The 11,986-nt window shown below is 69.2% G+C and carries 8 protein-coding genes; 3 read left to right on the forward strand and 5 right to left on the reverse strand.

The genetic code is table 11. The features are described 5' to 3' along the window. The first annotated feature begins 32 nt into the window (after positions 1-32). Genes NTM_RS02080 through NTM_RS02090 form a run of 3 tightly spaced genes read left to right on the forward strand, consistent with a single transcriptional unit; the run spans position 33 to position 5,522 of the window. Positions 33-1,475, forward strand: a complete 1,443-nt coding sequence (locus NTM_RS02080) for a DUF3375 domain-containing protein (RefSeq protein WP_104862210.1) — start codon at positions 33-35, stop codon at positions 1,473-1,475. Next, a complete protein-coding gene (locus NTM_RS02085) occupies positions 1,472-2,164 on the forward strand; it encodes a DUF4194 domain-containing protein (protein ID WP_104862035.1) in 693 nt (230 codons plus the stop codon). The genes NTM_RS02080 and NTM_RS02085 overlap by 4 nt, the downstream gene beginning before the upstream one ends. After that, positions 2,157-5,522, forward strand: a complete 3,366-nt coding sequence (locus NTM_RS02090; RefSeq protein WP_163765288.1) for an ATP-binding protein — start codon at positions 2,157-2,159, stop codon at positions 5,520-5,522. Before NTM_RS02085 ends, NTM_RS02090 begins: the two co-directional genes overlap by 8 nt. Positions 5,523-5,603: 81 nt before the next feature. Here the strand turns inward: NTM_RS02090 and NTM_RS02095 are convergent, their stop codons facing one another. The 5 genes from NTM_RS02095 to NTM_RS02115 form a co-directional block, all read right to left on the reverse strand. After that, the gene (locus NTM_RS02095) at positions 5,604-7,913 is read right to left on the reverse strand and encodes an esterase-like activity of phytase family protein (protein ID WP_163765289.1); all 2,310 of its coding nucleotides are present in this window, start codon (positions 7,911-7,913) and stop codon (positions 5,604-5,606) included. 62 nt (positions 7,914-7,975) lie between these two features. After that, a complete protein-coding gene (locus NTM_RS02100; protein WP_163765290.1) occupies positions 7,976-8,767 on the reverse strand; it encodes an ABC transporter ATP-binding protein in 792 nt (263 codons plus the stop codon). Further along, complete coding sequence (locus tag NTM_RS02105) at positions 8,764-9,789, reverse strand: FecCD family ABC transporter permease (RefSeq protein ID WP_163765291.1); 1,026 nt, start codon at positions 9,787-9,789, stop codon at positions 8,764-8,766. Before NTM_RS02105 ends, NTM_RS02100 begins: the two co-directional genes overlap by 4 nt. Next, positions 9,786-10,799 carry an ABC transporter substrate-binding protein gene (locus NTM_RS02110; RefSeq protein WP_163765292.1) on the reverse strand — a complete coding sequence of 338 codons (1,014 nt, stop codon included), beginning with the start codon at positions 10,797-10,799 and terminating at the stop codon, positions 9,786-9,788. Before NTM_RS02110 ends, NTM_RS02105 begins: the two co-directional genes overlap by 4 nt. Beyond that, positions 10,796-11,782: an ABC transporter substrate-binding protein gene (locus NTM_RS02115; RefSeq protein ID WP_163769344.1), complete on the reverse strand. Its 987-nt coding sequence runs from the start codon at positions 11,780-11,782 to the stop codon at positions 10,796-10,798. Before NTM_RS02115 ends, NTM_RS02110 begins: the two co-directional genes overlap by 4 nt. Positions 11,783-11,986 lie beyond the last annotated feature (204 nt).

The following is an 11,986-nucleotide window of genomic DNA, read 5'->3' on the forward strand; positions in this document are numbered from 1 at the left end:
CGAACCGCAGCGCACACGAGAACAGGAGCCAGGTGGACGACAACGCGACACTGTCAGCCGCCGACCTGCTCGACCTGAACCGCGACCTGCAGGGTTCCCGCGCGATCCGGCTGCTGGCCACGACCAACCTGAGCCTGTACGCGACGCTGATGGAACGCCACCTGGCCGACGGGGTGATCCCGGAGACCGAGCTCGTCGTGCGCCTCGAACGCGACCTCGACGACCTCGGCGACCCGCAGCCGGGGCTGGCGCTGATCAAGTCGTGGGCCAGCCAGGGGTGGCTGCACCGCATCGTCGACACCCGAAGCGACCAGAACGTCTGTTATCTGACCCAGGACGCCCGCCGCGCGCTGGACTTCCTGCGCGGTATGCGCCGCCAGGACACCATCGCCACCGGCGGCTCGATCAACGGCATCGCGTCGCGGCTCAAGCAGGTCGCGCTGAAGGTGGGCGGCGACCCGGCCCGCATCCGCAAGAGCATCGAAGCCGAGATCGAGGCGCTGCACCGCGAGCTCGACGAACTCGACAAGGGCGAGCGCCCGGCGCCCGACGTGACCGACGCCTACGACGAGGCCCGCGCGATCGCGATGCAGATGGAACGGCTGATCACCGACATCGGCCAGTACGGCACGATGATCGAGCAGGCCACCGCCGCGCTCGACGAGCCGATCGACAGCAACGTCGAGTACCGCGACCGGCAGCGCCAGATGTATGCCGACTACCAGGCCGCCTGGGATTCGCAGGGCCGCGACAGCCACCGCGCGTTCCTGCGGATGATCAACGACCCGGACCAGCGCGCCGAGTTCGAGGCCGACGTCGCCGCGGTCGCCGACGCGCTGCCCGCCCTGGACCCGGCGCTGCGCAAGGTGATGGCCGGATTCTTCGAACTGGTCGGCCAGCAGATCGACGAGGTCGAACGCATCCAGCAGCGCTGTGCCCAGCGCGTCAAGCGGTTCACCGCGTTCGGCACGCTGGAGCAGAGCCGCGGGGTCGCGCGCCAGCTCAACGAGGCGATCGGTGCGGCCCGCAATCTGCTCAAGTCCAGCCTGATCGACTCCCGCCTCGATCTCGAGCTGCCGCTGGCCCGGCATGCGATCAGCAGCGTCGGCGCGCTGAGCTTCAAGATTGGCGACCTGTCGAACCCGAAGCCCGCCAAGGCCGCCGACGGCGAGGTCGACCTGAGCACCTTCGCCGCGCTGACCACGCAGGTCGACGCGCCGGCGATGTCGGACATGCTCAACCGCGAGCTGCGCACCGGGCCGGTGCCGCTGGCCAAGGCGGTCGAGATGCTCGATAACGCCTACCTGGGGCACGTCATCGTGCTGTGGTCGTGGGCGCTCAAACAGCCCGGCGGCGACGCCACGGCCGACGAGTCGGTGACGGTCCGGTTCCGCTCGCTCGACGGCACCGACCGCGAAATCGCGGTCCCCCATTTGATGTTCACCGAACCGATCAGTGTTGGAGCCTCTGCGTGACATCCACCGAACACGACGCCGATTTCGCGGCGTTCTCCGCGCTGCCGGAGGTCGACCAGACCGCCCGTCCGCCGCACCAGCGCCGGCCGCGTTTCGACGGCGACGTCTCCGAGCTGCCCGACCGGGCCTGCTGGGCGTTGCAGCATCTGCTGACGCGGCGCTACATCAGCGCCGAATCCGACGCCGACCTGTATTCGTGGGTGCTGGAGTACCGCAACCAGCTGTCGGTGCGACTCTCCGAGCTCGACCTGATCCTGCGCGTGGTCGACGGAACCGAGGTGGCATTCGTCGAGCAGGCCCGCTACGAATCCGCCAGGGGCGTCAAGCTTCTGCGCCGCGAACCGCTCGGCACCTACGACTCGATCCTGGCGCTGCACCTGGCGCAGATGATGCGCGCGGCGGGCGGGCAGAGCGTGCTGATCTCCCGCGAGGAGATGCACAACCTGTTCTCCGGGGTGCTCAACGACACCGACCGCGACGCGGTCACGTTCGCCGGGCGCATCGACGCCGCGATCGCCCGGCTGACCGGCCTGGAGATCCTGCGCCGCAGCCGCGACGACGAGGACAGCTACACCATCTCCCCCGTGATCACCGCGGTGATGACGGCCAGCGTGATCACCGAGTTGCAGCAGCAGTTCGAACTGTTACTCAACGGCGCGACCCCGGAAGCAGAGACCGACCTTGACTGAGCAATTCCACCTGTCGCGGCTGCAGGTCATCAACTGGGGCGTGTTCGACGGCTACCACGACATCCCGTTCAGCGAGGGCGGCGCGCTGATCGCCGGCGCCTCGGGCAGCGGTAAATCGTCACTGCTGGACGCGATCTCGCTCGGCTTCCTACCGTTCAACCGGCGCAACTTCAACGCCTCGGGCGACAACACCGCCGCCGGGTCCAGCGCCGGGCGGCGCACCGTCGACAAGTACGTGCGCGGCGCGTGGGGGCAGCGCAGCGACGGCGGCACCAGCCGGGTGATGTACCTGCGCGGCGACGGCACCGCGTGGTCGGCGGTCGCGGTCACCTACACCAGCGACACCGGCCGCACCGTGACCGGCCTGGTGCTCAAGTGGCTGACCGGGGAGTCGCGCAACGACTCGTCGAGCCGGTTCGTCATCGGCGACGGCAACCTCGACATCGAGGACGTCTGCAACCGTTGGGCAGCAGGGCGTTTCGATACCGGCGTGTTCAAAGAGGACGGCTGGCGGTTCAGCACCAAGGTCGAGTCACAGTATCTCGCGCAGCTGTACGCGACCATCGGCATCCGCGCCTCCGATGCCGCACAACAGCTGCTCGGCAAGGCGAAATCGCTGAAAAGCGTTGGCGGGCTGGAACAGTTCGTCCGGGAGTTCATGCTCGACGAACCGGAGAGCCTCACCCGGCTGCCGGAGGCGCTCAAGCAGATCGACCCGCTGGTGGAGGCCCGTGAACTTCTGGCCGTCGCGCAGAAGAAGCGCAAGATCCTCGGCGACATCGAGAAGATCCAGCAGCGCTACGCGTCGGAGTCGACCGACCTGGGCATCATCGACCTGGTCGACCTGCCGATGGTGCGCGCCTACACCGACCACGTCCGGCTGGCGCAGTGCCCGGCCCAGGTCGAGCAGCTCGACACCACGATCGACCAGCTCGACAACGAGTACGAGGACGTCACCCGCAGCCTGAATCTCGCCAAGGCGGAAGCGGATTCGCTCAACGCCCAGATCAGCGGGTCCAGCGCGAGCATCGCACCGCTGCAGTCGCAGGTGACCGCCGCCGAGACCGAGGCCGAGCAGGTGTCGCGGCGGCGCAACGCCTACGAGGACATGCTCACCGCGCAGGACCTCAAGGTACCCGAAACCGCGGACGCCTTCTGGAATCTGCGCGAGGATCTGCTGGCGCAGGCCACCGAGCTGCTGGCGAAGGTGGAACGCAACCGGGAGGCCTCCACCGACGCCGAGTACGCGCAGAAGTCCGCGCGGCTGGCGCGGGACGAGGCCGCCAAGGAGCTCAAGCGTGTCGAGCACGTCGGCTCGGCGCTGCCCGAGTTCGCGTTGACGATGCGCGATCAGATCTGCGCTGCCGTCGGTGTGCACCCCTCCGAGCTGCCGTACGTCGCCGAGCTGATGGACCTCAAAGCCGACCAGACGCGGTGGCGCACCGCGGTGGAGAAGGTACTGCGGGGGGTCGGACTGCGGCTGATGGTGCCCGACCAGCACTGGTCGGAGGTGCTGCGCTTCGTCAACGAGACGAACATGCGCGGCCGGCTGCAGCTGCACCACGTGCGGGCGAAGTTCCTCGGCGCCGATCCGGTCGATCCTGAGCCGAACACGTTGGCGGGCAAGTTGTTCGCGGTCGACCCGAAGCACCCCTGCGCGGCCGAGGCCGTCGACGTGGTCTCCTCTGCCGGTGACCACATCTGTGTCGACTCCCCCGACGTGTTCGCCCGGTTCCGCCGCGCGGTCACCGACACCGGCCTGTACAAGGACTCCGACCGGCTCGCGATCAAGGATGACCGCCGGCCGCTGAAGCAGTCGGAGTACCTGTACCAGGGTGACGTGTCGGCGAAGATCAACGCACTGACCGTCGACCTCGCCGCGGCCGAGGAGGCCTATCAGAAGGCGCGGCGCACCGCCGACGACATCGCCGCGCAGCGCCAGCAGTGGCGTGACCGTGCCGCGGCGTGCAAGGCGATCTGCGAGCAGTTCCCGCAGTGGAGCCAGATCGACATCGAGACTGCCGACGGGCACGCCGACCGGCTGCGTGAGCAGTACGAGCTGCTGCTGGCCGAGCACCCCGACATCGAGGCGCTCAACGCGCGCGCCGACGAATGCTGGTCGCAGATCCAGAAACTGATGACGCGCCGGGGCGCGATCCAGACCCGCCGCGATGCGCTTGACGACCGCCGCACCCGGCTGCTGGAGCTCCAGGAACGGCTGTCACCGAGTTTCGTGTCCGAGCCGCTGACCGAGCTGCTGAACCGCTATGCCGGGCAGATCCCGGTGAGCCTGGACATGCTCGAACCCGAGTCGCACCGCGACGCGCTGTTCGCGGCGATCAAGAAGGAACGCGAGCAGCTGCGGGAGAGCCGGCGCCGGTCCTATGACGAGCTGGCCCGTATCCTGAACACGTTCGACACGTCGTTCCCGGATGCGATCCCGAACGACTCCGACGATTTCGACGAGCGGGTGCACGACTACGTCGCGCTGTGCCGGCACATCGACGAACGTGAGCTGCCCGAGGCCTACGAGCGGATGATGCGGCTGGTCACCGAGCAGGCCCCGGATGCGATCCTGACGCTGCACCGGGTCGCCGAGCAGGAGGCCCGCCGGATCAGCGACCAGATCGACCGCGTCAACACGGGTTTGGGCGCGGTGGAGTTCAACCGCGGTACCCGGCTGACGCTGCGCGCGACGCCGCGCTCGTTGACCGCGGTGGCGGAGCTGACCGAGATCGTGCGGGCGATCTCGCGGCGCATCGCCGAGGTCGGGCTCGGTGACAAGCAGGCGATCCTGGACCAGTACGCCGACATCCTGCGGCTGCGCAACCGGCTCGCGTCGACGGCGCCGGAGGACAAGGCGTGGACGCGTGACGCGCTGGACGTGCGTAACCGGTTCACCTTCGACTGCGCGGAGTGGGATGTCGCGACCGACGAGCTGATCCGCACGCACAGCAACGCCGGCGACAACTCCGGCGGTGAGCAGGAGAAGCTGATGGCGTTCTGCCTGGCGGGCGCGTTGAGCTTCAACCTCGCCAGCCCCGAAAGTTCGGACAACAGGCCGGTGTTCGCGCAGTTGATGCTCGACGAGGCGTTCTCGAAATCCGATCCGCAGTTCGCGCAGCAGGCACTGCAGGCGTTCCGCAAATTCGGTTTCCAGTTGGTGATCGTCGCGACCGTGCAGAACGCGACGACCATCCAGCCCTACATCGACAGCGTGGTGATGGTGTCCAAGACCGAGCCGAGCGGCCGCAACGCGCGCCCGGTGGCGACGGTCGCGACCCGCACCATCTCCGAGTTCACCGAGCTGCGCCGCGAGATGCGCCGCAATGACAAGGTCCCGGCCGGGGTCTCGTAGGCCCACCGGTTGCCTGCCGAGCGCGCGGGTCTGCACGCCGACACTCCGTGTCGGGACGTGCAAGACCGCGCGCTCGCAGCGCTAGCTCAGCGCGTCGGCCGCCGGCCCGAGGTCGAGGAACACCGTCTCGCCGTTGGCGTCGTCGAGCCCGTCGTTGTCGGTCACCACATAGAGCCTGCCGTTGCCGGCGACGGCGAAGCCCTCGACCTTCTCCTGGGTGTACCCGCGGGTGGCCTGCAGGTCGGGAATCAGGTTGCGGGCCAGCGTCTTCGGCAACACCGCGGGCGTCCCGGTGGCTGCCGTCTCGGCGGGCATCGCGACCCGGTAGATCGCCTTCACGCGGGCGGCGGGTCCGTTGAGCTTGTCGCGCTCGAGCACCAGCAGCGCCCCGTCGTGCACCTGGATCTCGGACAGCCCGATCCAGTCCCCGTCGACGCCGGTCGATTCCAGTGGATAGCCGAACCATTCCCAGGTGTCGGACGCAGGGAGGTAGCGGCCCAGGCGGGCCACCCCGGCGGGGTCGGTCTTCACCTCGCGCTGCAGTGCAACCCACACCGCCTCCCCCTCTGCCGCAACGCCTTCCAGGCCCTGCCCACCGAGCCCGGACGTGACCTCGGACGGCAGCGACACCCGTCGTTCGACAGAACCGTCCGCGCCGACGAAGACCAGTTCGTTGCCCGGTCCCTCCTCCCCCTCGACCGCGAGCACGAACCCGCCACCGGGGCGCGCGGTGACGCCTTCGATGTCGAGGGTCACGGGTCGGCCGTCGTCGGTGACGGGCACCTCGGTGTCGATCAGCGCCGGGGTCTGGGTGAGGTCGATGCCGAGGATCCGCGCCGGCCCGTACGCGATGTCGGTCGCGGCATAGAGCCGGTTCTCGTCGGCGGGGTCGGCCGCCAGCGCGCCGAGCGCACCCCAGCCGATCGGAGTGCCGTCCACATCGCCGGAGACCAAAGACGGGAACACCGGCGGTCCGGCGAAGCGGTCACCGAAGCCGTAGACGTTGACCGCCGCACGAACCCCCGATTCCGCGTCGTCGGTCTCCGACGAGACGACGACCAGCCCGCGCGCCGGGATCGGCAGGATCCCCTCCGGACCGGGAGTGGTCGGCAGGATCTGCCGGAACTGCGGCGCGGCAGGATCGTTGACGTCGTAGACGGCGACGAAGTTGCTGCGCTCCGACGCGACGAGCGCGACAGGACGGCCACCGATCTCGGTGATCGCTAGCCCTTCGGGTTCGGGTCCCTTTGCCTCGGAACGGCTTTCGTTGTGCAGGCCGGTGCGGACCGCCAGCTGTTCGATACTGTTGCCGGCGTCCCACACCACCTCACCGGTGCCGGTGTCGAAGACGCTCCAGCCGCGGGTGCCGCCCTTCCAGTCCCCTTCGTTGGCGGAGGCGACGTGGGTGTCGTCGATCCAGCCGATCGCGTCAGGTTCGCGCGGGATGTCGGTGATCGATCCGGTCTGGTCGATGCGACCGTCCTCGGCGGTGTCGATCCCTGTGACCGATTGCGTTCCGGCACTGAAGATCTTCTGCACGTCGCCGCTGCGGCCGTCGATGATCGCGATGCCATTGTTCTCCTGCAGCGTGACCGCGACCTGGCCGCGGGCGTTGACGCTGACGTACTCGGGCTCGAGGTCGTCGGGCGTGTCCAGGCCTGCCGCGCGGGCGGCGTCGACGTCGAAGTCGACGCGACGAGGCGTCCAGGTCTGCGGCGCGCCGGTGAGGTCGAGCAGCTGGACGAACCCGCTGGGCGGCTGCGGCAGGTCGCCTTCGTCGCCGCCGGGCGGGGTGAACTCCTCGTCGCGCTGGTTCTCGATCGCGATCGCGGCGAAGGACCCGTCCGGGGCGACCGCGATCGAGTCGGGTTGACCGCCGAGATCGATGCTGTGCACGCGTGTCCGGTCGGCCACGCGTACGACGTCGACACGGCCGGACGGGGTGGCGAAGTTCCCGCCGGTGGTGTCGACGACGACCATCACGTAGTCGCCGACGGTGGCCACCGAGGTGGGTTGGTCGTCGGCGTGGCCCAGCTCGGACAGCGAGAGTGTGCCCAGCCCAACGGGATCAGCGGGGTCGCGCAGGTCGAGGAACCCGATGCGCTTGCCTGCGGCGTCGGTGTAGATCACGGTGTTGCCGTCGGGGGTGACGGTGGAGATCTCGGCGACGGTCTCGGCGTCGACGGGATCGGCGGCGGGCTTGTTCAGGTGCACCGGGTAGGTGGCGGTGCGGTGGTAGCGCTGCGCGTCGGGCAGGTCGAAGTCGATGGCCGCGGTCGCACGCAGGGTACCGGGCTCGGCGGGAGCCTCGCCGGGATCGCGAGAGCAACCCGCCACTGTCAGTACTGCGATCACCGCGGCGGCCGTCACGCGGCCCAGGGGGAAAGCCATCCGTCACCCTCTTCAGTTGTGGTCGTGGGACGGCTGAGCTTGGCGTGCCCAGGTGAGCGGATTCAGATCAACGGGTGAACACGCGGTGACGGATCGGTGGCCGGCGCCTCGAACCGGACTACGGGCCGGCCCCGACGCGTGTCGACCTCACAGGCCACGCCGTACACCGTGGCGATCAGTTCCTCGGTGAGCACCGTGACGGGTGTACCCGAGGCGACCACGCGGCCGCCGGCCAGCACGACGAGTTCGTCGCAGAACATCGCTGCCAGGTTCAGATCGTGCAGCGCGATCACCGCTGTGACACCCAATCGTCCGATCAGGGACAGGATTTCCAGTTGGTGGGCGATGTCGAGGTGGTTGGTGGGTTCGTCGAGCAGCAGCTCGGTGGGCCGCTGGGCCAACGCGCGGGCGATCTGGGCGCGTTGCCGTTCGCCACCGGACAGGCTGTGCCAAAGCCGCTTTCGCATGTCGGACAGGCCGGCGGCGCGTAACGCGTCGGCGACTGCCGTCTCGGCGTCCGGGTCGGCGCCGTACAGCGGCCGGTGCGGAAGCCGGCCCAGCCGCACCACGTCCTCGACGCGGATGTCCAGTTCGGTGTCGGCGTGTTGGCCGACCATGGCCACGCTTCGGGCCACCTCTCTGCGGCGCACTCCGGTGATCGGCTGGCCGTCCAGTTCGACCCGACCGGAGTCCGGGGTGTCCAGGCCGGCGAGCAGCCGCAGCAGCGAGGACTTCCCGGATCCGTTGGGCCCCAATAGTCCGACGACCGAGCCGGGCCGCGGCTCGACGGTGACGCCCTCGAGCACGACCCTGCCCGATCGGCGCCACGACACATCGAGCGCACGCAGGGTCATCCGGCCGTTCCTCGTCTCCGGAACAGGATCAGGGCGAACGCCGGAACCCCCACCAGCGCGGTGACCACGCCGGTGGGCAGTTCCTGGGGGGCGAACGCGGTGCGCGCCACCGCGTCCACCCACACCATGAAGATCGCGCCGAGCAGTGCCACGGTCGGCAGCAGGCGGGCGTGCCCCGGTCCGACGAGGAACCGGGCCGCGTGGGGAAGTACCAAGCCGACGAAGCCGATCGCTCCGGCCGCGGCGACCACCGTCGCGGTCATCAGTGCGGTGAGCACCAGCAGTATCGCGCGAGTACGCCCCACCGACACCCCGAGCGTGGCCGCGGTGTCCTGGCCGAACGCGAACGCGTCCATCGTCGGGGCCAGCAGCAGGCAGCACACCAGCCCGAAGCCGATGACCACGGCGCACAACCGCACGTCGGTCCAGGACGCCCCGGACAGCGATCCCAGCAGCCAGAACAGCACTCCCCGGGTCTGCTCGGCGTTGGCCGATGACAGCACGACGAACGAGGTGAGCGCTGAGAACAGCTGCGTGCCGGCCACCCCGGCGAGCACTACTCGGTCGGTACCCCCGCCGGCGAAGTAGGCCAGAGTCAGCACCAGCCCGAACGACACCACCGCGCCGAGGAACGCACCGCTCGACAACGTCAGCACCCCGCCGCCGACGCCCAGCACCGCGACGAGTACCGCGCCGGTGGACGCACCCGACGACACCCCGAGCACGAACGGGTCGGCGAGCGGGTTGCGCAGCAGGGACTGCAGGATCGCCCCGCACAACGCCAGCCCGGCGCCGCACAGCGCAGCCAGCACGGCTCGCGGCAGCCGGAGCTGCCAGACGATCCCGTCCTGCAGCCGGGACACCCCGGATTCGGGCCCGCCCAGGTGATGCAGGACGACCGCGTAGACGTCGGCGACCGAGATCGCCGCAGGCCCGATGGTGATCGCGACGGCTGCCGACAGGATCAACAGAGCACCCGCGGACACCCACAGCGCGGGCAGCAGCCACGGCCTGACGGTCACCTGGGGGCCGAGAATCCGAACCGGTTCAGCCCCTCGGCCACTTTCTCCACGCCGTCCACGGTGCGGATCGATGGGTTCAGGTCGGCGCCGTTGACCACGACATACCGGCGCTCCCGCACCGCGTCGAGTTGGCTGGTCACGGGATTCGATTCCAGGAACTGGATTTTCGACTCCAGCGCGTCCCCTTCGATGGTGCGCCGGCTCAGGTCGGCCAGCACCAGCACGTCGGGGTCACGCTCGGCGAGCGTCTCCCAGCTGACCTGCGGCCACTCCTCCTGGGTGTCGTCGAACACGTTGCGCAGCCCCGTGTGTGCGGCGATGACACCCGGTGAGCCGCAACAACCGGCCATGTAGGGGGTGCGGGTGTCGGAGAACCAGAACGCCGCGTCCACGCCGGGCGCAACCGGGGTGACGTCGTCGAGGCGCTGCCGCAGCTCGGCGACCAGGTCGGCACCGCGCTCGGGGACGTCGAAAATCGTCGCCAGGTCGGTGATCTCCCGGTAGATCAGGTCCATGGTCAGCGGGGTGGACCGGGCGCCGTCCTCGCTGGTGGCGATCTTGCCCTCGCAGTCGCTCGGCGACATGTAGGTGGGCACACCGAGGGTGTGCAGGGCTTCGCGGTCGGCCACGCCGCCGGTGCCCAACGTGCCGACGAACGACGCGGTCACCAGGTCCGGGTCGACGTCCAGCACCGTTTCGAGTGCCGGCTTGTTGTCGGCCAGCCGTGGCACCGTCGCGTTGTCAGCGGCGAGGTTCTCGCGGACCGGGTCGGTCCAGGTGGCGGTGCCGACCATTCGATCGGCCAGCCCCAGCGACAGCAGGATCTCGGTGGAGCTCTGGTTCAGCGACACCGCCCGTTGTGGTGGAGCGTCGACGACCACGTCGTGTCCGCAGTTGTACACGGTGCGGGGGTAGCCGGCCGTCGCGGCGGCGCCGTCCTGCGCGGTGTCCGCGGTGCTGCAGCCCACGGCCGACAGCACGACCGCGACCGCCAGCAGTGCCGCTCTCATCGCTGCTGTTCCAGTCCGGCGGCGAGCTTCTCGACGGCGTCGATCTCGCGGATCCCCGGGTCGAGCTCGGAGCCGGTGAGCACCACGTAGCGCTGTTCGCGGACCGCCTTCATGTTGCGGGTGACCGGATTGTTCTGCAGGAAATCCTTTTTGGTCTCCAGCGAGTGGCCCTCGATGCGTTTACGGCTCAGATCGGCCAGCACCAGCACGTCGGGGTCGCGGTCGGCGACGGCCTCCCAGCTAACCTCCGGCCAGTCCTCCCGGGAGTCGGCGAAGACGTTGGCGGCGTCGACCATCTCGGCGTACATGCCTGGCGCAGAACAGCATCCGGCCATGTAGGGCGCCGTCACCCCGGAGAACCAGAACGCGACCGTCGGCTGCGCGTCGCCGCTGCCTTCCGGGATCACCGCGTCCAGCCGCTGCTGCAACTCGGCGACCAGATCGGCGCCGCGTTGCTGGACGTCGAAAATCTTTGCCAGCTCGGTGATCTCCTGGAACAGGGTGTCGATGCGCAGCGGTTCGATGCGGGTGACCTGTTCGCCGTTGACGTTGGCGCCCACGCACACCGACGGCGACTGGTAGGTGGGGATGCCGAGTTCGGCGAAGCGGCTGCGCTCGGCGACCACGGCAGGGGTGAACGTGTGTGCGCTGGCCGAGGTCACCAGGTCCGGGTCGGCGTCGAGCACGGTCTCCAGAGACGGGTCGTTGTCGGCCAGTCGGGGCACCGTGTCGTTCTCGGCGGCCAGCTGCGGCAGCACCGGATCGAACCACGTCGACGTGCCGACCATCCGATCGGCCAGGCCGAGGGACAACAGGATCTCGGTGGAGGCCTGATACAGCGACACCGCACGCTGCGGGGGTCCGTCGAAGACGACCTGCACCCCACAGTTGTTTAGGGTCAGCGGGTAGACGGTGCGGCCCGGTTCCGCGGCGGCCGCCGCACCCGAAGTAGGCGCGGGACCGTCGTCGCGGGCGCACGCCACGCAGGAGAACAACAGGATCAATAACGCGGCAACACAGCGCACGGTGCGGTTCCTTCGGTGCCAGGCCCATTCGCGGGGCCAGCCGACATGGTCCGAGGTGCCGGCGGTCGGACTCGAGCCGAGGTGGCCCATACCGTTGCGCGTCAGTCCCGGATTCACACCGGATTCCCGTCAACCTCGCTGCGCACTGTAGCAAAGCGTCCG

Origin of the sequence: Mycolicibacterium parafortuitum, from assembly GCF_010725485.1 — a bacterium.
In the GTDB taxonomy this organism is placed as follows: domain Bacteria; phylum Actinomycetota; class Actinomycetes; order Mycobacteriales; family Mycobacteriaceae; genus Mycobacterium.

What these genes read in the sequence shown, in the direction of transcription:
- NTM_RS02095 (WP_163765289.1), bottom strand. Translation starts at nt 7,913, where the DNA reads ATGGCTTTCCCCCTGGGCCGCGTGACGGCCGCCGCGGTGATCGCAGTA.
- NTM_RS02100 (WP_163765290.1), bottom strand. Translation starts at nt 8,767, where the DNA reads ATGACCCTGCGTGCGCTCGATGTGTCGTGGCGCCGATCGGGCAGGGTC.
- NTM_RS02110 (WP_163765292.1), bottom strand. Translation starts at nt 10,799, where the DNA reads ATGAGAGCGGCACTGCTGGCGGTCGCGGTCGTGCTGTCGGCCGTGGGC.